At 68.5% G+C, this 21,283-nt stretch carries 20 protein-coding genes; 8 read left to right on the forward strand and 12 right to left on the reverse strand.

Features of this window, described 5'->3' with window-relative positions:
• Positions 1-3: 3 nt before the first annotated feature.
• Together U1T56_RS02905 and U1T56_RS02910 are read left to right on the forward strand one after the other, a co-directional pair.
• Positions 4-966 carry a COX15/CtaA family protein gene (locus U1T56_RS02905; RefSeq protein ID WP_418157940.1) on the forward strand — a complete coding sequence of 321 codons (963 nt, stop codon included), beginning with the start codon at positions 4-6 and terminating at the stop codon, positions 964-966.
• Positions 941-2,431, forward strand: a complete 1,491-nt coding sequence (locus U1T56_RS02910; RefSeq protein WP_418157941.1) for a carboxypeptidase M32 — start codon at positions 941-943, stop codon at positions 2,429-2,431. The genes U1T56_RS02905 and U1T56_RS02910 overlap by 26 nt, the downstream gene beginning before the upstream one ends.
• 80 nt (positions 2,432-2,511) lie before the next feature.
• Here the strand turns inward: U1T56_RS02910 and U1T56_RS02915 are convergent, their stop codons facing one another.
• The 4 genes from U1T56_RS02915 to U1T56_RS02930 all read right to left on the reverse strand — a co-directional run bounded on the left by U1T56_RS02915 (position 2,512) and on the right by U1T56_RS02930 (position 6,827).
• On the reverse strand, positions 2,512-3,687 hold the full coding sequence (locus U1T56_RS02915) for a Gfo/Idh/MocA family protein (RefSeq protein ID WP_418157942.1): 1,176 nt from the start codon (positions 3,685-3,687) through the stop codon (positions 2,512-2,514).
• Between the two features lie 103 nt (positions 3,688-3,790).
• Positions 3,791-4,711, reverse strand: a complete 921-nt coding sequence (locus U1T56_RS02920; RefSeq protein ID WP_418157943.1) for an ATP-binding cassette domain-containing protein — start codon at positions 4,709-4,711, stop codon at positions 3,791-3,793.
• A gap of 3 nt (positions 4,712-4,714) precedes the next feature.
• The gene (locus tag U1T56_RS02925) at positions 4,715-5,821 is read right to left on the reverse strand and encodes an ABC transporter permease (protein WP_418157944.1); all 1,107 of its coding nucleotides are present in this window, start codon (positions 5,819-5,821) and stop codon (positions 4,715-4,717) included.
• Positions 5,822-5,885: 64 nt separating this feature from the next.
• A complete protein-coding gene (locus tag U1T56_RS02930) occupies positions 5,886-6,827 on the reverse strand; it encodes a sugar ABC transporter substrate-binding protein (protein WP_418157945.1) in 942 nt (313 codons plus the stop codon).
• A 349-nt stretch (positions 6,828-7,176) separates the two neighbouring features.
• On the opposite strand from U1T56_RS02930, the gene U1T56_RS02935 reads away from it, so the two are divergent.
• The 4 genes from U1T56_RS02935 to iolB are packed head-to-tail and all read left to right on the forward strand — an operon-like array spanning position 7,177 to position 11,901.
• Positions 7,177-9,102 carry a bifunctional 5-dehydro-2-deoxygluconokinase/5-dehydro-2-deoxyphosphogluconate aldolase gene (locus tag U1T56_RS02935; RefSeq protein WP_418157946.1) on the forward strand — a complete coding sequence of 642 codons (1,926 nt, stop codon included), beginning with the start codon at positions 7,177-7,179 and terminating at the stop codon, positions 9,100-9,102.
• Between the two features lie 48 nt (positions 9,103-9,150).
• A complete protein-coding gene (gene iolG / locus U1T56_RS02940) occupies positions 9,151-10,146 on the forward strand; it encodes an inositol 2-dehydrogenase (protein WP_418157947.1) in 996 nt (331 codons plus the stop codon).
• Between the two features lie 31 nt (positions 10,147-10,177).
• Complete coding sequence (gene iolE, locus U1T56_RS02945) at positions 10,178-11,080, forward strand: myo-inosose-2 dehydratase (protein WP_418157948.1); 903 nt, start codon at positions 10,178-10,180, stop codon at positions 11,078-11,080.
• 17 nt (positions 11,081-11,097) lie between these two features.
• Entirely contained in the window at positions 11,098-11,901 is an 804-nt protein-coding gene (gene iolB, locus U1T56_RS02950; protein ID WP_418157949.1) for a 5-deoxy-glucuronate isomerase, read from the forward strand.
• Here iolB and U1T56_RS02955 read toward each other — a convergent pair.
• The 8 genes from U1T56_RS02955 to U1T56_RS02990 form a co-directional block, all read right to left on the reverse strand.
• Positions 11,891-12,463: a Uma2 family endonuclease gene (locus tag U1T56_RS02955; protein ID WP_418157950.1), complete on the reverse strand. Its 573-nt coding sequence runs from the start codon at positions 12,461-12,463 to the stop codon at positions 11,891-11,893. The genes iolB and U1T56_RS02955 overlap by 11 nt on opposite strands.
• Before the next feature lie 77 nt (positions 12,464-12,540).
• Positions 12,541-13,791, reverse strand: a complete 1,251-nt coding sequence (locus U1T56_RS02960) for a M20 family metallo-hydrolase (protein WP_418157951.1) — start codon at positions 13,789-13,791, stop codon at positions 12,541-12,543.
• 11 nt (positions 13,792-13,802) lie between these two features.
• On the reverse strand, positions 13,803-14,225 hold the full coding sequence (locus U1T56_RS02965; RefSeq protein WP_418157952.1) for a type II toxin-antitoxin system VapC family toxin: 423 nt from the start codon (positions 14,223-14,225) through the stop codon (positions 13,803-13,805).
• On the reverse strand, positions 14,188-14,487 hold the full coding sequence (locus tag U1T56_RS02970; RefSeq protein WP_418157953.1) for a FitA-like ribbon-helix-helix domain-containing protein: 300 nt from the start codon (positions 14,485-14,487) through the stop codon (positions 14,188-14,190). The genes U1T56_RS02965 and U1T56_RS02970 overlap by 38 nt, the downstream gene beginning before the upstream one ends.
• Before the next feature lie 69 nt (positions 14,488-14,556).
• Positions 14,557-15,531, reverse strand: coding sequence for an ABC transporter substrate-binding protein (locus U1T56_RS02975; protein ID WP_418158134.1), 975 nt, complete (start codon positions 15,529-15,531; stop codon positions 14,557-14,559).
• Between the two features lie 56 nt (positions 15,532-15,587).
• The gene (locus U1T56_RS02980) at positions 15,588-16,730 is read right to left on the reverse strand and encodes an ABC transporter permease (RefSeq protein ID WP_418157954.1); all 1,143 of its coding nucleotides are present in this window, start codon (positions 16,728-16,730) and stop codon (positions 15,588-15,590) included.
• On the reverse strand, positions 16,727-17,590 hold the full coding sequence (locus U1T56_RS02985; RefSeq protein ID WP_418158135.1) for an ABC transporter permease: 864 nt from the start codon (positions 17,588-17,590) through the stop codon (positions 16,727-16,729). Before U1T56_RS02985 ends, U1T56_RS02980 begins: the two co-directional genes overlap by 4 nt.
• Before the next feature lie 58 nt (positions 17,591-17,648).
• Entirely contained in the window at positions 17,649-18,452 is an 804-nt protein-coding gene (locus U1T56_RS02990; RefSeq protein WP_418158136.1) for an ABC transporter ATP-binding protein, read from the reverse strand.
• A 232-nt stretch (positions 18,453-18,684) separates the two neighbouring features.
• On the opposite strand from U1T56_RS02990, the gene rutR reads away from it, so the two are divergent.
• Both rutR and U1T56_RS03000 read left to right on the forward strand, forming a co-directional pair.
• Positions 18,685-19,341, forward strand: coding sequence for an HTH-type transcriptional regulator RutR (gene rutR / locus U1T56_RS02995; protein WP_418157955.1), 657 nt, complete (start codon positions 18,685-18,687; stop codon positions 19,339-19,341).
• Between the two features lie 127 nt (positions 19,342-19,468).
• On the forward strand, positions 19,469-21,094 hold the full coding sequence (locus U1T56_RS03000; protein ID WP_418157956.1) for a catalase: 1,626 nt from the start codon (positions 19,469-19,471) through the stop codon (positions 21,092-21,094).
• Positions 21,095-21,283: the final 189 nt, after the last annotated feature.

A 21,283-nucleotide genomic window follows, 5' to 3' on the forward strand; every position in this document is an offset into this window, starting at 1 on the left:
GCCGTGAGACCTGTTCGCTACACCGCCGGCGTGGCGGCCGTCCTGATCTATGGCCTGATCGTCCTGGGCGCGGTCGTCCGCACCACCAATTCCGGCCTATCCTGCCCGGACTGGCCCACCTGCTACGGCCACTGGCTGCCGCTTCCCGCCGACATCGCCGCCGTGCCGAACATCGGCTACGCCTACCACCAGGTGATGCTGGAGTGGGTGCACCGCCTGATCGCCGGCGTGTTCCTCGGCCCTCTGGTGCTGATCCTGGCCGGCCTCACCTTCTGGTATCGCCGGCTCGAGCCGCAGCTTCCCGTCCTGGGCGGACTCCTCATCCTTCTCCTGCTCGTTCAGGGCATCCTGGGCGGCGTGACCGTGCTGGATCGCAACAGCCCCTGGTCGGTCGCGGTCCATCTCGGCAACGCGCTTCTCGTCCTCACCGTCACACTCCGCATCTTCCGCATCGCTGTCGGCTGGCCTGCACCGGTGGAAGGCAGGGGGATCGGCGTGCTCGCCGCCGTGGCCTGGGGCTTTGCCCTGCTCGCGATGATGAGCGCCGCGATGACGGCGAAGAGCGGCTCCTCGCTCGCCTGTGCCACCTGGCCCTTGTGCAACGGGGAGATCATTCCCGACCTCGCCGACGGCGGGGTGCGCATCCATTTCATCCACCGTATCCTCGCCGCCTGCACGGGCCTTGCGCTTCTCGTCCTGTTCTGGCGCAGCCGGATGACGCCGGGCCTGCCCGAGGGCGCGCGCTCGCTGGCAGCGCTCGCGGCGGCGCTCGTGATCGTTCAGATCGGCCTCGGGGCATTGGTCATCGTGCTCGAGGTGCCGATCGCCAACGCCGTCCTGCACCAGGCCGTCGGTGTCCTCACCTTCGCGATCGTGACACTTCTGATGTGGCGCTGTCTGCCGCTCGGCAGAGGCGCCGAGGCAAGGCTCGGAGAGCGGAATGGGCTGGCACTACGCAGCGCTTGAAGAACGCTTCCGGCGTATTGCCGGAATCCAGGGGGCGCTCGCCATCCTGGACTGGGATACGGCCGTCGTCATGCCGAAGAAGGCCGCCCCTGACCGCGGCGAGCAGCTCGCGGCTCTGAGGCGCGTCGCCCACGACCTTCTGACCCACCCCGAGACCGGCGAGCAGCTCTCCGCCGCCGAGGCCGAGACCGACCTCGATCCCTGGCAGCAGGCGAACCTGCGCGAGATGCGCCGGAAGTACCGCCACGCCCACAGCCTCGAACCCGCGCTGGTCGAGGCCCTGGCCCGCGCCACCACGCGTTGCGAGATGACCTGGCGCGAGGCCCGTGCCAGGGCCGACTTCGCGCTGCTGGCACCCGAGCTCGAAGAGGTGGTCCGGCTCACGCGGGAAGCGGCGCAGGTCACAGGTGCTGCGCTCGGGCTCGAGCCCTACGATGCGCTTTTGGATGCGCACCAGCCCGATCTCCGCGACGCCGAGGTGGTGCCGCTGTTCGACCGGCTCGCGGCCGAGCTACCGCCTCTGGTCGAGAGCATTCTCGCGCACCAGGCGAAGATGCCCGAGCCGCTGCGGCCGCAGGGGCCGTTCCCGCCCGCCCGGCAGAAGGAGCTCGGCAAGGCGTTGATGGCCCGGCTCGGCTTCGACTTCGACGCCGGTCGGCTCGACGAGAGCACACATCCTTTCTGCGGCGGCACGCCGTCCGACATCCGCATCACCACCCGCTACCGCGAGGACGAGGTGGCCTCGGCGCTCATGGGCGTGCTCCACGAGACCGGCCATGCCCTCTACGAAGCCGGCCTGCCCAAGGCGTGGCGCGGTCAGCCCGTGGGCGAGGCGAGAGGCATCGCCGTCCACGAGAGCCAGTCGCTCATCGTCGAGATGCAGGCCTGCCGCTCGCCCGCCTTCATCCGCTTCCTCGCCGGCGAGCTGCGTGGCACCTTCGGCGACGATCCGGCCTTCGCACCCGACAACCTCGTCCGCCTCTACCACCGCGTCGAGCGCGGCTTCATCCGTGTCGATGCCGACGAGGCCACCTATCCGCTGCACGTGATCCTGCGCCACCGCCTCGAGCGGAAGCTGATCGCGGGCGACCTTGCGGTGGCCGACCTCCCTGCTGCCTGGAACGAGGGCATGAGGGAACTTCTCGGCATCGTCCCCCCCGACGACCGCCTGGGCTGCCTGCAGGACATCCACTGGCCCGTGGGCGGCTTCGGCTATTTTCCTTGCTACACGCTGGGCGCCATGCTGGCGGCCCAGCTCTTCCGCACGGCGGAAGGCCAGATCCCCGGCCTCCTCGCTGCCATCGGCCGGGGCGATTTCGCCCCGCTGCTCCACTGGCTGCGCGAGAAGGTGCACGGTGTGGGCTCGAAGCCCAGCTTCGCCGAGCTGGTCCGGAACGCCACCGGCGGCCCGCTCGCGGTCGAGCCGTTCCTGGAGCACCTGCGGGCACGGTATCTGGCCAGATGAGGCATCTGGCCAGACGCGATGCCAGCCGCCGCCGAATTTTGCGCTGAGCCGAGACGCAAGCCGATTGGCCCGGCTCGCGTTCAGTTCCCGCCTTCGACCCGGACCCAGGCGCGGCGCTCGGCGCTCTCGAGCACGGCGTCGCACACGGCCTCGATCGCGAAGCCCTCGCGGAAGTCGGGGTAGAGCGGCTTTCCCTCGGCGATGCCTTCGAGGAGATGGGCGACCTCGATGGTCTTGAGGTCGTTGAAGCCGATGGAGTGGCCGGGGGCTGGGGTGAAGCGGCCATAGTCCGGGTGGTAGGGGCCGGTCAGGACCGTGCGGAAGCCGTTGTCGTCGAGCCGCGGGCTCGCCTTGAAGAGCTGGAACTCGTTGAAGCGTTCCTGGCAGTAGCGGACGGCACCCTTGGTACCGTAGAGCTCGAGATCGGGACCGTTCTTGCGGCCCCAGGCGACCCGGCTCGCGGTGAGCGTGCCCATGACGCCGCTCTCGAAGCGCAGGAGCGCGTGGGCGATGTCCTCGTTCTCGACCGGACGGGTCTCGATCTTCGCCTCCTCGCTCGTCCGGGTGAACTGGCCCGCGGTCTGGCCGGGAGCCGCCACCGGGCGAGCGGGGACGGTGACGGCGATGTCGCCCGCGACCTCGACGATGGGGCCGGCGAGATAGCGTAGCAGGCTCACGGCGTGACTGCCGAGGTCGCCCAGGGCGCCGCTGCCGGCCTTGGCACGCTCGCAGCGCCACGAGAACAGGACGGAGGGGTCCGCCATGTAGTCCTCTTCGAACGCGGCGCGGATATAGGTGATCGTGCCGAGCTCGCCCGAATCGAGGAGGTGTTTGATGTGCCGGAGCGCCGGCGAGCGGAGATAGTTGTAGCCGACGAGGGTGCGGACACCCCTGGCGTCGGCGGCATCGGCCAGCTCCTTGGCGTCGGCGGCGGTAAGCGCCAAGGGCTTCTCGCAATAGACGTGCTTGCCGGCGGCGATGGCGGCCAGCGCCATCTCCTTGTGGAGCACGTTGGGCGAGGTGATGGCAACGAGCTCGACGGCGGGGTCCTGCACGAGCGTGCGCCAGTCGGTCGTGCTGCGGGCGAAGCCGAAGCGCGCTTTCGCCCGCTCCGCACCCTCGGCCACCACGTCGGCCACGAGCTCGAGTCGCGGCCGCAGGCGCGGCTGGAACAGAGATGTCACCGCCTGGAAGGCGAGGGCGTGACACTCGCCCATGAAGCCGGTGCCGATGATGCCGATCCCGATCTCGTTCATTCCCGTCGTTCCGCTCGTGCGAGGAAACGCCCTCTCCGGGTCGGTCCGGGAGAGGGAGCGAGCTATGGGCCGCTACGGCTTCCACGGCCGCAGCGGCGGTTCTTCAATGGAGCTGGCTGCGGCCCTCGCCGGCATGGCGATGGTCGTCGGCGACCTCGCGGCGCAGCGCCTCGGCCATGGCGTGCTCGGCGGCGGCGGTGGCCTCGAAGCGCGATTCCCGGCCGCTCGCCCTGGCGGCATCGGCACGGGAGAACTCGTCGAGCTCGGCCGAGAGCTGTTCGAGCTCCTTGCCGCCGGCCATCATGTTCAACAGCTCCTCGCGCGCGATCCCGTCCTTGGTGAAGGTACCGAGCGTCTTGCCGCGGTTCAGCACGGTGAAGCGGTCGCCCACGGCCCAGGCATGGTGAACGTTGTGGGTGATGAAGATTACACCCAGGTTGCGCGCCCGTGCCTGCGCGACGTAGCGTAAGACCATGCCGGCCTGCTTCACGCCCAGAGCCGAGGTCGGCTCGTCCAGGATCAGCACCTTGGCGCCGAAATAGACCGCGCGCGCGATCGCCACGCACTGCCGCTCGCCGCCCGAGAGCGTGCCCACCGCCTGGGTCGGGTCGCGCACGTCGATGCCGATCTTCTTCATCTCCTCGCGCGCGATCCGGTTGGCGGTCTCGATGTCGAAGCGGCGGAACGGCCACACGCCCTTCACCAGCTCGCGGCCCATGAAGAAGTTGCGGGTGATCGACATCAAAGGGATCATGGCGAGATCCTGGAACACGGTCGCGATCCCGCGATCCAAGGCATCGCGCGGGCCGGTCATGACCACGGGCTGGCCCTCGATCACGATCTGGCCCGAGCTGGGTGCGTGCACGCCGGAGAGCGTCTTGATGAGCGTGGACTTGCCGGCACCGTTGTCGCCGAGCAGGCAATGGACCTCGCCCGGCCAGACGGTCATCGAGACGCCGGAGAGAGCGATCACCGAGCCGAAATGCTTGCTGATGTTCTGCACGTCGATGAGCGGGGTGGCCATGGCTCAGCGCCCTCCGGTGACCTTCTTGCGGATGTAGTTGTTGAACAGCACCGCGATCAGCAGCATCGCCCCCAGGAACACCTGGAACCAGTCGGTGTTGACCCCGGTGTAGAAGATGCCCTGCTGCACCGTGCCGAACAGCAGCGCGCCGAAGGCGGCGCCGATCGCCGAGCCGTAGCCGCCCGTCAGCAGGCAGCCGCCGATCACGGCGGCGATGATCGCCTCGAACTCCTTCTGCACGCCGCGCAGCACGTCGGCCGAGCCGGCCCCCAGGGTCTGTACGCAGGCGAAGAGCGTGGCAGCCATCGCGGTGCAGATGAACAGGCCGATCTTCACCCGTGCCACCGGCACGCCGACGTTGCGCGCGGCGTTCGGGTCGCCGCCGGCAGCGAAGATCCAGTTGCCGACCTGGGTGCGGAGTAGGACCCAGGTGGCGATCAAGGCGAGCACGATCCACCAGATCACCGACATGGGAATGCCCTGGACCTGCGGCGTGCCGTCGGCGCGGGCCATGATCCAGCCCTGCTGGGCGAGCCAGGAGAAAACAGGGTAGCCGACCTTGCCGGCGAACAAAGGCGCCAGCCAGTCCTGCTCGGCCAGGGGCTTCAGACCCGAGACCTGGGTGCGGCCGGTGAGCAGCCGCGTGAAGCCGATGGTGAGGCCTCTGAGCACGAACAGGCCGGCGAGGGTGACGATGAACGAGGGCAGGCCGGTCCGGACCACGATCGTGCCGTTGATCCAGCCGACGATGGCGGCGACGAGGAAGGCGAGCAGGATGCACAGCCAGAGCGGCCAGCCCCACATCACGGCCGGCAGCGCCAGCACGATGCCGGCCGCCCCGATCATCGAGCCCACCGACAGGTCGAACTCGCCGCCGATCATGAGCAGCGCCGCAGCCACGGCGATGATGCCGAGCTGGGCCGCCACCTCGAGGAAGGTGACGACGCCCAGGGCCGAGAACATGCCCGTGCCGCGGGCGACGATGCCGAAGAAGACGAAGACCAGGATCGTGCCGGCGACGGCGCCGAGCTCGGGCCGTGCCATCAGCCGGCGGACGAGCGGAGTCCGGGCGAGCCGCTCGTCGCGGTCGGGCAGGGTGGTGGCTGCCATGGCTTGCCTCCCTTCCTGTGGGCCCCGCCGGCCCGAACGCGCCGGGCGGGGCCGGGATCGCGTGTCAGCGGATGCCCTTGGCGCTGAGGTCGATCACCTTGGCGGCGTTGTCCTTGGTGACGAAGCCGGGCCCGGTCATCACCGTGCCGGCGGGCATCAGGCCGTACTTCTTGTAGAGGGTGAGGAACGCGACCGGCAGGTAGCCCTGGAGGTACTGTTGCTGGTCGATGGCGAACAGCATCTTGCCGTCGCGCACCGCCTGCAGCACGGTCGGCGAGAGGTCGAAGGTCGCGACCTTGACCTGCTTCAGGGCGTCCATCTCCTCGAGCGCCTGCATGGTGGGCTCGGCCGCGGAGGGGCCCAGCGTCAGAACGCCCTGAATGTCGGGGTTGGCCGCGAACTGCGCCTTGATGGCGCTCTGGATCGCGGTCGGGTCCATGGTGACGGCCACGACCTTGACGTCGCCCTCGAGGCCCTTGGCGAAGCCCTCGCAGCGCAGGTCGAGGGCGACGTTGCCGACCTCCTGGTTGACGCAGATCGCCTTCCTGACGCCGGCCTCCTTCATCTTTTTGCCGCCACCGAGGCCGGCCTCGAACTCGGTCTGGCCGACATGGACGAGCACGCCCAGCTTCTCGCGCACGTCCGAGCCGGAGTTGAACGAGACCACCGGGATGCCGGACGCGATCGCGTTCTTGATCGAATCGCCCAAGGCCGCCGCATCGGGGATCGAGACCGCGAGCCCGTCGGGCCTGGAGGCGACCGCGGCGTCGATGAGCTGCGCCATCTTCACCATGTCGAACGTGTCGGGCGCGCGGTACTCGACGGTGACGCCATAATCCTTCTGCGCCGCATCGACGCCATTCTTGACCACCGACCAGAACGGGTCGGAGGCCTGGCCGTGGCTCACGACCACGATCCGGGTCTTGTCCTGAGCCAGGGCGGCCCCGCCGGCCGCAAGCGAGGTCGCGACCACGGCCGCGGCCGCGAGACTGGCAAACATGCGCATGCGCTTGCTCTCCCTGATGGCAACCGAGACGGCAGCCCGACATAGGCGGCGCTGGCATCGCCTCGTGGATCGGACGCTTGTGTCAGCGCGACATTTGCAGCGTACCGGGTTTGGGGGGCGGCTGTAAAGCAGATTTTGAAACATATGTTCTGAAGAAACGACCTCGATGGAAAATGCGTTCGATAATCCGCTTCGTCCGCGGGGTCGTCCCGCGCCCGGCGCAGCGGTGCGGCTGGCCCGGGACCCGGCGGCAGAGCACGAGATTGAAACGTATGTTCCATGATTGCATTCGTCTGGAATGAATGTTACATTCTGCTCCGTTGCAGGTGAGCGGCGTGGGAGGCTTCGCATGAATCCGACGGGCAAGACCCTCGATGTGATCACGATCGGCCGCTCCTCGGTCGACCTCTACGGCGAGCAGGTCGGCGGCCGGCTCGAGGACATGGCGAGCTTCGCGAAATATGTCGGCGGCTGCCCGACCAACATCGCGGTCGGCACCGCCCGACTCGGCCTCAAGTCCGCCCTGATCACGCGGGTCGGCAACGAGCACATGGGCCGCTTCATCAAGGAGCAGTGCGCCCGCGAAGGTGTCGACACGCGCGGCATCGTCACCGATCCCGAGCGGCTGACGGCGCTCGTGATCCTGGGAATTCGCGACAAGCACACCTTTCCGCTGATCTTCTACCGCGAGAACTGCGCGGATGCGGCGCTCTCGGAAGCCGACATCGACGAGGCCTTCATCGCCGAGGCGAAGGCGGTCGTGGTCACGGGCACGCATTTCAGCCGGTCCAACCTCGACGCCGCGTCGAGAAAGGCCATGCGGCTCGCGAAGGCCCACGGCGGCAGGGTCGTGCTCGACATCGACTATCGGCCGGTGCTCTGGGGCCTCACCGGCCACGGGCTCGGCGAGGAGCGCTTCGTTGCGAGCGATGCCGTGACCCGCCACCTGCAGACGATCCTGCCCCACTGCGACCTCGTCGTCGGCACCGAGGAGGAGATCCACATCGCGGGCGGCAGCACGGACACGCTCGAAGCGGTCCGCACCGTCCGCGCCTGCGCTCCTGAGGCTCTCATCGTCGTCAAGCGCGGACCCATGGGCTGCGTCGCTTTTCCGGGAGATATCCCGGACGACATCGAACAGGGCATCAAGGGACCGGGCTTTCCGGTGGAGGTCTACAACGTGCTGGGGGCGGGCGACGCCTTCATGAGCGGGTTCTTGCGCGGCTGGCTGAAGGACCTGCCGATCGAGGAGTGCTGCCGGTTCGCCAACGCCTGCGGCGCCTTCGCCGTCTCGCGCCACGGCTGCGCGCCGGCGATCCCGAGCTGGACCGAGCTCGACTTCTTCCTGCGCCACGGCTCGAAGGAGCACGCGCTCCGGAAGGACGCGCGGCTCGAGCAGATCCACTGGGCGACGAACCGCACGCAGGTTCTGGAGCGGGTCCTCGCCTTCGCCTTCGACCATCGCTCGCAGCTCGAGGAGCTGGCCGACCGGCACGGCGTCAGCCGCGAGCACATTCCCTACTTCAAGAAGCTGGCGCTCGAGGCGGCGCTGAAGGTGGGCGAGGGCCGGCCGGATTTCGGCATCCTTCTCGACGGGCGCTACGGGCAGGATCTGCTCGACCGGGCGACCGGACGCGTCCCCTGGATCGGCCGGCCGATCGAGCAGCCGGGCTCGATCCCGCTCCGCTTCGACGGGGCACACGATCTCGGCACCACGTTCCGCGAGTGGCCGGTGCAGCACTGCGTGAAATGCCTCGTGTTCTACCACCCGGACGACCCGGAGCCGCTCCGGCAGGACCAGGAGGAGCACGTGCTCACGCTGGCCGAGGCGGCGCGCAAGACCGGCCACGAACTCCTGCTCGAGGTGATCCCGTCGAAATCGGCTGCCCCCGTCGACGAGCGCACGCTGGCACGGGCACTCGAGCGCTTCTACAAGCTCGGCGTCTATCCGGACTGGTGGAAGCTGCCGGATCCCGGAACCCAGGCCGCCTGGGATGCCATCGCCGAGACGATCGAAGGGTACGATCCGTACTGCCGGGGCGTCATGCTGCTCGGCCTGGATGCGCCCGAGGCCGAGCTCGAGCGCTCCTTCGCCCTCGCCGCCCGGCAGCCCGTCTGCAAGGGCTTCGCCGTCGGCCGGACGATCTTCGGCAGGCCGGCCGAGGCTTGGTTTAAGGGCGAGATCGGGGACGCCGGGGCGGTGGAGCGCATGGCTGCAGCCTATGCGCGGCTGATCGGCGCCTGGGAGAGGCTGACGGCGGCGCCCGCCGCCTGATAGGAAGAGGTCCGGGCCGGTTCGGCCCACAGGGAGGCTCGATCCGAGATGATTCGTTTCGCCGTTCTGGGCTGCGGCCGCATCGGCCGGATGCATGCACGCAACATCCATGCCCACCCGCGCGCCGAGCTGGCCGCGGTCTACGACATCGCGGCCGAAGCCGCCGAGGCGACCGCGGCCGAACTCGGGGTCAAGGTCGCGGGCTCGGTCGAGACGGTACTGGCCGATCCCGACATCGAGGCGGTTCTGATCGCCTCCTCGACCGACACCCACGTCGATCTCCTCACTCGCGCCGCCAAGGCCAGGAAAGCGATCCTATGCGAGAAGCCGATCGACCTGGACATCGGCCGGGTCGAGGCGTGCTGGCGCGAGATCGGGCCGCTGCAGCCCTTCGTGATGCTCGGCTTCAACCGCCGCTTCGACCCCTCGTTCAAGGCGCTGCGCGACCGGGTCACGGCCGGCGAGATCGGCAAGCTCGAGCAGGTGGTGATCACCAGCCGCGATCCGGCGCCGGCCCCGGCCGAATATCTCAAGGGCTCGGGCGGGCTGTTCCGCGACATGACCATCCACGACTTCGACATGGCACGCTACCTCGCCGGCGACATCGTCGAGGTACAGGCGATGGGGGCGAACCTGATCGATCCCGGCATCGAGGCCATCGGCGACATCGACGCGGCGATGGTCGTCCTGCGCGCGGCGAGCGGTGCTCTCGTCCACATCAACAACAGCCGGCGCTGCGCCTACGGCTACGACCAGCGGATCGAGGCGTTCGGCGAGAAAGGGATGCTGCTCGCCGGCAACCGGCGCCCGACCGAGGTGGAACGCTGGGGCAAGGACGCGACCGCGGCCAAGGACCCGATCCTGCACTTCTTCATCGAGCGCTATCGCGAGGCGTACGATGCCGAGATCGACCACTTCGTCGACTGCCTGGAGAAGGGGCGAAAGCCGCTCGCCGGGTTCGAGGAGGGATACGAGGCGCTGAAGCTCGCCGATGCCGCGCTCGAGAGCCTGAGGACCGGCCGCGTCGTCAGGCTGAGCCGCTGAAGAGACCGCTAGCGAGGAAGCGAGAGCAGCCATGGGCATCGTCAAGATCGGTACCAACCCGATTGCCTGGAGCAACGACGACATGCCGGAGCTCGGCGGCGACACGCCGCTCGAGACCTGCCTCAACGAGGCGCGCTCGATCGGCTTTACCGGCATCGAGCTCGGCAACAAGTTCCCAAGGGAGCCCGCGGCGCTGCGGCGCGTATTGGAGAGCCACGGCCTCAGCCTCGTCTCGGGCTGGTACGGCGCGGAGCTCAGAAAGCGCACGGTGGAGCAGGAGATCGAGGCGATGACGCCGCATCTCGAGCTCCTGGCGGCGCTGCAAGCGCCGGTGATGGTGTTCTGCGAGACCTCCGACACGGTGCAGAACCGGCGCAACGTGCCCTTGCGCGACCGCCCGGTGATGCGCGAGGAGGAGTGGGGGCCTTTCATCGAGAAGCTCGTCGCCGTCGCCGAGCACATGAACGCGCGCGGCGTGCGGATGGCCTACCATCACCACATGGGCACGGTGATCGAGAAGGCGCACGAGATCGACCGGCTGATGGAGAGCACACCGGCGGTGGTGGGCCTGCTCTACGACACCGGGCATCTCACCTTCGCCGGCGAGGACCCGGCGGTGGTGGCGAAGCGCTGGGCGCACCGGATCGTCCACGTCCACGCCAAGGACGTGCGCGCCGACGTGAAGGCGAAGGCGCTGGCGGAAGGCTGGTCGTTCCTCGATTCCGTGGTCGAGGGCGTCTATACCGTTCCGGGCGACGGCTGCATCGACTTCCGCGCCGCCCTGCGGCCGATCGCCGAGGCCGACTATTCGGGCTGGCTCGTGGTCGAAGCCGAGCAGGATCCGGCGAAGGCCAATCCGCTCACCTATGGCACCATGGGCTACCAGAACCTCCGTGCGATCGCGACGGAGCTCGGCTTCACCGTCCACAACTGAGCGCGAGAGGCCCGGCAATGAGCGAGCTGCTGCTCCGGCACAAGGCACCCGATGCACGAGGGCTCGTCCATCGGGTCACACCCGAGAGTGCCGGCTGGAATTACGTCGGCTTCGAGCTCTACCGGCTCCAGCCGGGCCAATCGGTCGAGGAGGCCACGGGCGAACGCGAGGCCTGCCTCGTGCTCGTGGGCGGCAGGGCGGACGTGGCGGCGGGCGGACAGCGCTGGGAGAACATCGGCGAGCGCGCCGGGCCGTTCGACAAGGCGAAGCCCTATTCGGTCTACGTCGCCTGGCACGACCACTGGCGCATCACTGCCCGCACCCCGCTCGAGCTCGCCGTGTGCACCGCTCCGGGCGGGGACGGCTTCGCGACGCGGCTGATCCCGCCCGAGGAGGTGGCGGCCTCGGTGCGCGGCAAGGGCACCAACGTCCGCTACGTCCACGACATCCTGCCCGAGGGCAAGCCGGCCCATTCGCTCCTCGTGGTCGAGGTGATCACGCCGGGCGGCCACTGGTCGTCCTATCCCTCGCACAAGCACGACCAGGACAACCTGCCCGAGGAGTCGCTGCTCGAGGAGACCTACTACCACCGGATCGATCCGCCACAGGGCTTCGCCTTCCAGCGCGTCTACACCGACGACCGCTCGCTCGATCAGTCGATGGCGGTCGAGGACGGCGACGTGGTGCTGGTGCCCAGGGGCTATCACCCCTGTGCTGCGGCTCACGGCTACGATCTCTACTATCTCAACGTGATGGCGGGCCCGAAGCGCATCTGGCGCTTCCACAACGAACCCGCGCATGCATGGCTGCTCAAGGCGTGACGGATTCCTCGTCCTCGCCGAGCGGCAGGCCGTCGTAGAGCTCGTCCAAGGGGATCGCGAGGTCGAGGGCCGCGAGCCGGACGGTGTCACCCGGCCCGAGATCCCTGAGCCGCCAGTGCTCGCCCGCGCGCGCATAATGCTCGATGGCCGGACGATCCGTGGCGACCAGCAGGATGTGCTGCACCGAGGGCAGCCGCCGGTAGGCGCGCAGCTTGATGCCGCGGTCGTCGGCTTCGGTCGAGGGCGAGAGGATCTCGACGATGACGACCGGGTCCGGGCACCACAGCTCGCGCCCCGGCGGGGCGCAGGTCACGGCGAGGTCGGCGACGTAGAAGCTGTGGTTGGTCCAGGGCAGGAGGATTCCGGCCTCGGCTTGCGGCTCGCAAGGCCGCCGCAACCGGGACCTCAGTGCGAAATCGGCTCGGGACGCCAGAATCCCGTGCAGCCGGGCCGCCGGCGCCATCATGACGATCTCGCCACCGAGGAGCTGGTAGCGGCGGCCGGGCTCGCCCTCGAAGCGCAGGAACTCCTCGACCGTGACGAGCTTGCGTGCGGCGTCCATGAGAGCCTACCTCCTGCCTGGAAGATAGCGCGGCGTGGGCGCGCTGGCCACGAGCGCCGCGCTGACGGCGATGGCGATCAGCCCGCGAGCTGCCGATCGTATTCGAGCACCGCGTTGAGCAGCACCTGCGCACCGGCGGCGCACTCGTCGAAGGTGGTGGATTCCTCCTCGTTGTGGCTGATGCCCCCCGCACAGGGCACGAAGATCATGGTCGTGGGCGCCACGCGGGCGATGTAGGCGGCATCGTGGCCGGCACCCGAGACCATCTCGCGGGTCGTGAAGCCGGCCTGCTCGGCCCCGGCGCGCACACAGGCGATGAGATCCGGGTGGAACTTGACCGCGGGCGAGATCCAGATCCGCTTCTCCTCGTAAGCGAGCTTCTGATCGGCCATCGCTTCGGGCAGGGCTTTACGGAACTCGGCCTCCATCGCGTCCAGGACCTCTTCCTCGGGGTGACGGAAGTCGACCGTGAAGAAGACCTCGCCCGGCACGACGTTGCGCGAGTTCGGCTTGACCTCGACCAGGCCCACCGTGCCGACGCCCGGCGGGTGTGCCAGCGCGATCTCGTGCACGCGCTCGATCATCTTGGCGGCGCCCAGAAGCGCGTTCCTGCGCAGGCGCATCGGCGTGGCGCCGGTGTGCGATTCCTGGCCCGTGACCGTGACCTCGTACCAGCGCATGCCCTGAACGCCGGTGACGATGCCGATCATCCGGCCCTCGTCCTCGAGGATCGGGCCCTGCTCGATGTGGAGCTCGAAGAGAGCACCCAGCTTGTGGGCACCCGCCTTTTCGCTGCCGCGATAGCCGATCCGCTCCAGCTCCTCGCCGAACTTCTTCCCCTCGCGATCCTCGCGGGCATAGGCGTACTCGGGCGTGAACACGCCGGCATAGACGCCGGAGCACAGCATTGCGGGAGCGAAGCGCGAGCCCTCCTCGTTGGTCCAGTTCACGACCTCGATGGGCGCATTGGTCTCGTAGCCGGTCTCGACCAGCGTGCGCATGGCCTCGAGCGCTCCGAGAACGCCCAAGACACCGTCGAACTTGCCGCCGGTGGGCTGGGTGTCGAGGTGCGAGCCCATGGCGATCGGTAGGAGGTCGTTGTTGCGGCCGGGCCGGCGGGCGAACATGTTGCCGACCTCGTCGATCGTGACCGTGCACCCCAAAGCCTCGGCCTGCGCCTTGAACCAGTCGCGCACTTTCTTGTCGTCGTCGCTGAGTGTCAGCCGCTTGATCCCGCCTTTGGGCGTCGCGCCGAACTGAGCGGTCTCCATGATCGTGTCCCACAGGCGCTGCGGGTCGATGCGGAGATTGGTGCGGGGCTGGGTCATCGAGCGTCTCCTCAGGCTGTGCGGGGGTCGATGGTCGGGCAGAGCCGGGCGAAGTGGTGCGTGTTGGAGGTAGCGACGGTCAGTCCGTGGCGCAGCGCTATGGCGGCGATCCGCGCGTCGTCGGCTGGCGGCCGAGCACCTTGGGCCTCGCCCAAGCCCATGAGGCGGCCCCAGATCTCGGCGGCCGCCACATCGAAGTTCAGCACTCGCCCGGTGAATTTCGGCAGGAGCCGGGTACGGATCCGCAGCAGCTCCGCGGCCATCGGGTCCGCGGCAGTGCCGAGCGCGAAATGGGCGCCGCGGAACAGCTCGGCGAGGTTGACCGAGCTGATGTGCAGCGCCGTCAGCGGCTGACGTGCCATCCAAGCCACGGTCGGCCCGAAGCCGCGGCTGACGTCAATCAGAACGGTCGTGTCCAGGAGCAGGCCGGCCATGACGCACCGTGGTCCCTTCACGGGGATCGAAGTCGAACTCGCGCGGTGGTTCGTCGTCGCGCAGCTTCGCAGGGTCCAGAGCAGCGAGCCACGTCATCTCCCGCAGCGTGGCGATGAGCTCTTCCGTCGTGGACGGCTTCCCGACCGCCTCCTCCAGAATCGCCCGGTGCTCGGCCTCGACGGATCGGCCGTGCGCCTTGGCCCGCTCGCGCAGGGCCTGGACCGTCTCCTCGCTCAAGCCACGTACCAAAAGCTGCGCCATGATCGCCTCCATCTCGATGCTATCATGATAGCATCGAGATGGGTCTTCCGTCGACGAGATGCCAGGAACTCAGAGCTTCGCCGCGTCCACCACGGCGTGGGTCCAGGCACCCTGCGGTGTCTTCGTGATCACCGGGTCGGAGCCGCCAGCGAGCAGGGTCTTGACGGTGCGCTCGTAGTCGGCCTCGTCGAGCCGGCCTGTCGAGCCTTCGGTGAGCTTGTTGATCTCGCCCATCATCCGCTTCTGGTGCTTCTCGGTCTGGGCACCGGTGGCATCGTTGTCGAGCACGATCGCTGCCGCCTCGTCAGGATGCTGGCGTGCCCATTCCCAGCCCTGCATCGAGGCCTTGACGAACCGCGCCATCGTGTCGACGAACTTCGGGTCCTCGAGCCGGCTCTCGAGGACGTAGAGCCCGTCCTCCAACGTGGCGACACCCTGGTCCTCGTACTTGAATACGACGAGATCGTCCGGCTTCAGGCCGGCGTCGATCACCTGCCAGTACTCGTTGTAGGTCATGGTCGAAATGCAGTCGGCCTGCTTCTGCAGGAGCGGGTCGACGTTGAAGCCCTGCTTCAGGACCTTCACCCCCCTGGCCGAGCCGTCGGTCGGGATGCCGAGCTTCGCCATCCAGGACAGGAACGGATACTCGTTGCCGTAGAACCAGACACCCAGCGTCTTGCCGGCGAGATCCGCGGGCGTCCTGATCCCGGTCTCCTTGCGGCAGGTCAGCATCATGCCCGAGCGCTTGAAGGGCTGGGCGATGTTGACGAGCGGGACACCCTTCTCGCGGCTGGCGAGGGCCGAGGGCATCCAGTCGACGATGACATCCGCCCCGCCGCCTGCGATCACCTGCGGCGGTGCGATGTCGGGCCCGCCGGGATTGATCGTGACGTCGAGGTCTTCCGCTTCGTAGAAGCCCTTGTCCTTGGCGACGTAGTAGCCGGCGAACTGGGCCTGGGTCACCCACTTGAGCTGGAGTGTCACCTTGTCGGCGGCATCCGCCGTGCCGACGCCGAGGGCGCCGCAGGCGAGCGCCGTCAGCATGCCCAGAAGATTCCCCCTCATCCTCCGTTCTCCTCCTCTGCTCGTCCGCCCTTGCTTCATTCCCGCCGCCGGTAGGAAGGGTGCCAGAAGGTCACTACCCGCTCGATTCCGGCGAGGAGCGCGTACGACGTCGATCCCGCGACGGCCGCCACCAGGATCTCGGCCCAGACCATGTCGAGACTCATCCGGCCGACCTCGGTCGAGATGCGAAAGCCCATGCCCACCGTGGGCGTGCCGAAGAACTCGGCGACGATGGCGCCGATCAGCGCCAGGGTGGCGTTGATCTTGAGCGCGTTGAACACGAACGGCATGGCGGCCGGCAGGCGCAGCTTCAAAAGCGTCGTCCACCAGCCGGCACCATAGGAGCGCATGAGGTCGCGCTCGAGCGCGCCCGCGGATGCGAGGCCCGCTCCTGTGTTCACGAGCATCGGGAAGAAGGTCATCACCACGACCACGGCGGCCTTGGACGGCCAGTCGAAGCCGAACCACATCACCATGATGGGCGCGATGCCGACGACCGGCAGCGCCGCCACGAAATTGCCGAGCGGCAGGAGACCGCGCCGTAAGTACGGCACGCGATCGGCCAGGAGGGCCACGAGGAAGCCGGCGCTGCAGCCCAAGATCCAGCCCGCGAGCACGGCCTTGAGGAAGGTCTGGGCAAAGTCGGCCCATAAGGTCGGCAGCGAGGCCGCAAAGCGGGCGAGGATCGCGGACGGGCTCGGCAGCAGCACGGCGGGCACGCCGAAGCCCACGGTCAGGGTCTCCCAGAGCAGCAGGACCGTGGCACCGAAAGCGAGCGGAACGGCGAGGTCGAGAAGCTTCCGCAAGCCAGGATCGGCGGGCTCGGCCGTGGCCAGCGCATCGGTGCCGAGCCAGGCGGCGAGCCACAAGGCCAGCACCTGCAGCCAGAAGCCGGCACCTGCCGAGCCGGCGATGCCGGGGCGGTGGACGGTGTCGAGGACGACGACCCAGCCCAGCACGGTAAGGGCGAGGACGAGGCCCAGCCGGCGCAGGTCGAGCCGGCCGACCGCGCCCACGGCGAGGAAGGCCGCGGCCAGGATCAGAGGCGGCAGGGGGAAGTCCCGCGGCGGCGGCTCGGGCGCGCCGCTCAGCGGCAGAGCGAGACTCAGCGCCATGAGGGCGCCGGCCAGAATCCAGAACGCCGTGCGCGGCCGGGAGAGGGCGTCGGGCGCGGTCATCGCCGGATGCCCATGGCACCGAGGGTGAGCCGCTCGGCCAGGCCCGTCAGCGCCACGAGGGCCGCAGCCAGGAGGGAGGCCGCGAGCAGCGCGGCCCAGATCTGGACGGTCTGGCCGTAGTAGGAGCCGGCAAGGAGGCGGGCGCCCAGCCCGGCCTGCGCTCCGGTCGGCAGCTCGCCAACGATCGCCCCCACAAGGCTGATCGCGACCGCCACCTTCAGGCTCGCGAACAGGAACGGCACCGAGGCCGGCCAGCGCAGCTTCCAGAAGGTCTGCCAGAGGCTGGCATTGTAGGTGCGCAGGAGATCGAGCTGCATGGGCTCGGGCGAGCTCAACCCCTTCACCATGCCGATCGCGATCGGAAAGAAGCACAAATAGGCCGAGATCAGGGCCTTGGGCAGGAGGCCCTTCAGCCCGATCGAGCCCAGCACGACGATGACGATGGGGGCGATCGCCAGGATCGGAATGGTCTGGGACGCGATGATCCAGGGCAGGAGGCTCTTGCGCAGCGCCCGGCCGTGGACGATCAGGACGGCGAGCAGGATGCCGACGAGCGTGCCGAGCGCGAAGCCCAGCAGGGTCGAGGAGAGCGTCACCCAGCCGTGATGGACGAGGCTGCGCTTCGAGGTGACGGGAACATCCGCGACCGTGCGCCAGAGTTCGCCCACGATCTGGTGCGGGGCCGGCAGGACCGGGCGCTCCTGGCTCCAGGAGAGGGTCACGAGCTCGCGCAGGCCGAGGCCCGCCGGATCGGGCGCGGTCTGGCGGGCGAAGGGGGCATCGAGCCAGACCGCGGCGGCATACCAGACGGTGAGAAGGACGAGGAGGACGACCGCGACCGGCCCGATGCTCCCCGCCATCAGCCGCCGCGCGGCGCCCGTGCGCGCCTTTGCCGGTCGGACGAGGGACAGGGCGGCTTCAGTCGTCATAGGAGCGGCCCGCCCGCAGGCCTTCGCGCACGCGGTGCGCCACGGCGAGGAATTCCGGAGTCTCGCGGATGTCGAGCGTGCGGTCTCGCGGCAGATCGACATCGATCACGTCGAGGATCCGGCCCGGCCGCGGCGACATGACGACGATCCGGGTCGAGAGGAACACGGCCTCCGGGATCGAGTGGGTGACGAACACGACCGTCTTGCCGGTGCGGGCCCAAAGGCTCAGGAGCTGCGCGTTGAGCTGGTCGCGCACGATCTCGTCGAGCGCGCCGAACGGCTCGTCCATGAGGAGCAGCTTCGGATCGAAGGAAAGCGCACGCGCGATCGAGGCGCGCTGCTGCATCCCGCCCGAGAGCTGCCAAGGATGGCGCTTGCCGAAGCCTTCGAGGCCGACCATGGCGAGATAGCGCTCGGCCCGCGCCCGGCGCTCGGCCTTCGGCACGCCCATCACCTCGAGCGGCAGCATCACGTTGCGCTCGATCGTGCGCCAGGGATAGAGCGCCGGGGCCTGGAACACATAGCCGTACTGTCGTTCCAGCCGTGCCTCGCGAGGCGAGACACCGTTGACCCGGATCGTCCCGACGCTGGGCTGCTCGAGATCGGCGATGACCCGGAGCAGGGTGGTCTTGCCGCAGCCCGATGGTCCGATGAGCGAGACGAAGGCACCCTCCTCGACGACGAGGTCGATGTCGGCCAGCGCGCGCACCGGCCCGTCCCTGGTCGTGAAGTCGAGCGAGAGCCCTGCGATCGCGATGACCGGCCTGCCGGCCGCAGGCGCGCTCGCCGGCATCCCGGCGGCAGCACCTCGTTCGGCGTGCATCACGCTCATGCTGCTTCCTGCCTCCTTGGCCCGGCGGGATGACCGGACCGCCCGTCGTCCGTTATCGAAGCAATGCACGTGCCACGTCAGGACGGGCCTGCCGATCGGTAGCGGCCGACCCCGAAGCCTCCCTTGCGATTGACGATGGCGCAGAATTGATCAAATGGTCAAGCCGCATGCAGCCCCCTGCCGGTGGAGACGGATGAGCAGCACGGCCCGACTTGCCCCGGTACCGCCGGCCCGCCGCCTGAAGACCAGGATCGGCGAAGCCAACGAGAGCCGCATTCTCGATGCCGCGCTCTCGGTATTCGCCCGGCTCGGCTTCGCCGGGGCGCGGGTCGACCAGATCGCGGAAGCCGCCGGGATGTCGAAGGCGAACCTGCTCTACTACTTCCGCACCAAGGAGGATCTCTACCGGGCGGTCCTGACCCGCACGCTCGACATGTGGCTCGAGCCCTTGCGCGAGCTCGACGCCGACAGCGATCCCGGGACGGCGCTGGGCCATTACATCGCGAGGAAGCTCGAATATTCGCGGCTGCAGCCCGAGGCGTCGCGCCTGTTCGCGATGGAGATCATGCAGGGAGCACCCGTGCTTTCGTGCGTGCTCGCGACCGATCTCGCCGATCTCGTCGAGCGCAAGGTGCGCACGATCGAGCGCTGGATCGAGGACGGCAGGCTGGCCCCGGTCGAGCCGCACCACCTCATCTTCATGCTCTGGGCCACGACCCAGCATTATGCCGACTTCGCGGCCCAGATCAGGACGCTCACCGGCAAGGACCTGAGCGACGACGCGTTCTTCGAGGAAGCGCGGCAAGCGATCGTCACGACGATCCTGAAAGGCGTGCTGCCGCGCGGCTGAGCGACGGAACCCGGCCTGCCATCTCCTATTACTGGAGTCCATGGGGCGAGTCGGTCGTCGGCGCGTGGCGACACGTGTACGTGCGTCGGACAGGACGGGCTTCCTCCATCGGCCGAGGAGGAGCCGCATGAGCGAAGACCAGCGGACGCTGACGACCCGCCAGGGTCATCCCGTGAGCGACAACCAGAGCCTCAGGAGCGTGGGCGAGCGCGGTCCCGCCACGCTCGAGAACTATCAGTTCATCGAGAAGATCACGCATTTCGACCGCGAGCGCATCCCGGAGCGCGTGGTCCATGCGCGCGGCACCGGTGCGCACGGCTACTTCGAAGCCTACGGCAGGATCGGCGACGAGCCCGCGACCAAGTACACGCGTGCCAAGGTGCTGACCCGAGCCGGCAAGCGCACGCCGGTGTTCGTGCGGTTCTCGACCGTGATCGGCGGCAGGGAATCGCCCGAGACGGCGCGCGATCCGCGCGGCTTTGCGGTCAAGCTCTATACCGAGGACGGTAACTGGGATCTCGTCGGCAACAACTTGAAGGTCTTCTTCATTCGGGACGCGATCAAGTTCCCGGACATGATCCACGCCTTCAAGCCGGATCCAGTCAGCAACCGGCAGGAGCCATGGCGCTTCTACGACTTCGTGCAGTTCCACCCCGAAGCGCTGCACATGGTGACCTGGGTGAAGAGCCCCTGGGGTATCCCGGCCAGCTACCGGCAGATGGAAGGCTCGGGTGTCAACACCTACAAGCTCGTCAACGACGAGGGTGTCGCGCACCTCGTGAAGTTCCACTGGGTGCCCAAGGCCGGGGTCAAGAACCTCACGAGCCAGCAGGCGGCCGAGATCCAGGCCAAGGACGTGGGGCACGCAACGCGCGATCTCTATGAGGCGATCGAGCGCGGCGACTACCCGGAGTGGGAGTTCTGCGTCCAGCTCATGTCGGACGGCGAGCACCCCGAGCTCGACTTCGATCCGCTCGACGACACGAAGCGCTGGCCCGAGGACCAGTTCCCGCTGCTGCCGGTGGGCCGGATGGTGCTCGACCGCAACCCGCCCAACGTGTTCGCCGATACCGAGCAGTCGGCGTTCGGCACCGGCGTGCTCGTCGACGGGATCGACTTCTCCGACGACAAGATGCTGCAGGGCCGCACACTCTCCTACTCCGACACGCAGCGCTACCGTGTGGGGCCCAACTACCTGCAGCTCCCGATCAACGCGCCCAGGCGCGACACGCGCACGAACCAGCGCGACGGCCAGATGACCTGCTACGTCGATCAGGCCGGCGAGAACCCGCACGTCAACTACGAGCCGAGCTCGATGGGCGGGCTCGAAGAAGCGCCGAAGCGCGGGCGCGACCACCACCAGTGGGTCGAGGGCCATCTCGGCCGCTACCAGACCAGCCGCACGGCCGACGACTACAAGCAGGCGGGCGAGCGCTATCGCACCTTCGAGGACTGGGAGCGCGAGGACCTGATCGCGAACCTGGTGGCCGACATGAAGGAATGCCCGGAGCACATCCGCCTCCGCATGGTCTGGCACTTCTGGCACTGCGACGAGGACTACGGCCGGCGCGTCGCCGAAGGTGCCGGGATCGACCTCGAGAGGGCACTGAAGCTGCCGCCGCTCGAAGGCAAGCCGGCACCCGGCCGGCGCCGCGAGGCGCCCACCTACACCAGCGGCCAGCCCGAGGAAGGGACGAAGGCCCAGGGCGGCAAGGAAGCAACGGGGCAGCGCGAACCGCAGTTCGCGAAGTAGGACACCGGAGGGGCCCCCGCAGCACAGGCGTGCGGGGGCTCCCTGCCTGCACGCGTCTCGCTCAAAGGTCGATCGATTTTCCGCAGGCTCGCCGCCACTGTAGAACGGTCGGCGGAGGTGAGCATGGCACGCGCATTGGACGAGACCCTCCTCGGCATCGAGGACTGGCTCGAGCATGCGGGCGAGTCG

It is taken from the genome of Benzoatithermus flavus (assembly GCF_037908215.1).
Classification (GTDB): Bacteria; Pseudomonadota; Alphaproteobacteria; order Geminicoccales; family Geminicoccaceae; genus Benzoatithermus; species Benzoatithermus flavus.

Bases quoted from the DNA above. Each gene is read 5' to 3' on its own strand.
- U1T56_RS02910 (WP_418157941.1), top strand. From the start codon at position 941: ATGGGCTGGCACTACGCAGCGCTTGAAGAACGCTTCCGGCGTATTGCC.
- U1T56_RS02915 (WP_418157942.1), bottom strand. From the start codon at position 3,687: ATGAACGAGATCGGGATCGGCATCATCGGCACCGGCTTCATGGGCGAG.
- U1T56_RS02920 (WP_418157943.1), bottom strand. From the start codon at position 4,711: ATGGCCACCCCGCTCATCGACGTGCAGAACATCAGCAAGCATTTCGGC.
- U1T56_RS02925 (WP_418157944.1), bottom strand. From the start codon at position 5,821: ATGGCAGCCACCACCCTGCCCGACCGCGACGAGCGGCTCGCCCGGACT.
- U1T56_RS02930 (WP_418157945.1), bottom strand. From the start codon at position 6,827: ATGCGCATGTTTGCCAGTCTCGCGGCCGCGGCCGTGGTCGCGACCTCG.
- U1T56_RS02935 (WP_418157946.1), top strand. From the start codon at position 7,177: ATGAATCCGACGGGCAAGACCCTCGATGTGATCACGATCGGCCGCTCC.
- iolG (WP_418157947.1), top strand. From the start codon at position 9,151: ATGATTCGTTTCGCCGTTCTGGGCTGCGGCCGCATCGGCCGGATGCAT.
- iolE (WP_418157948.1), top strand. From the start codon at position 10,178: ATGGGCATCGTCAAGATCGGTACCAACCCGATTGCCTGGAGCAACGAC.
- iolB (WP_418157949.1), top strand. From the start codon at position 11,098: ATGAGCGAGCTGCTGCTCCGGCACAAGGCACCCGATGCACGAGGGCTC.
- U1T56_RS02955 (WP_418157950.1), bottom strand. From the start codon at position 12,463: ATGGACGCCGCACGCAAGCTCGTCACGGTCGAGGAGTTCCTGCGCTTC.
- U1T56_RS02960 (WP_418157951.1), bottom strand. From the start codon at position 13,791: ATGACCCAGCCCCGCACCAATCTCCGCATCGACCCGCAGCGCCTGTGG.
- U1T56_RS02965 (WP_418157952.1), bottom strand. From the start codon at position 14,225: ATGGCCGGCCTGCTCCTGGACACGACCGTTCTGATTGACGTCAGCCGC.
- U1T56_RS02970 (WP_418157953.1), bottom strand. From the start codon at position 14,487: ATGGCGCAGCTTTTGGTACGTGGCTTGAGCGAGGAGACGGTCCAGGCC.
- U1T56_RS02975 (WP_418158134.1), bottom strand. From the start codon at position 15,531: ATGCTGACGGCGCTCGCCTGCGGCGCCCTCGGCGTCGGCACGGCGGAT.
- U1T56_RS02980 (WP_418157954.1), bottom strand. From the start codon at position 16,730: ATGACCGCGCCCGACGCCCTCTCCCGGCCGCGCACGGCGTTCTGGATT.
- U1T56_RS02985 (WP_418158135.1), bottom strand. From the start codon at position 17,590: ATGGCGGGGAGCATCGGGCCGGTCGCGGTCGTCCTCCTCGTCCTTCTC.
- U1T56_RS02990 (WP_418158136.1), bottom strand. From the start codon at position 18,452: ATGCCGGCGAGCGCGCCTGCGGCCGGCAGGCCGGTCATCGCGATCGCA.
- rutR (WP_418157955.1), top strand. From the start codon at position 18,685: ATGAGCAGCACGGCCCGACTTGCCCCGGTACCGCCGGCCCGCCGCCTG.
- U1T56_RS03000 (WP_418157956.1), top strand. From the start codon at position 19,469: ATGAGCGAAGACCAGCGGACGCTGACGACCCGCCAGGGTCATCCCGTG.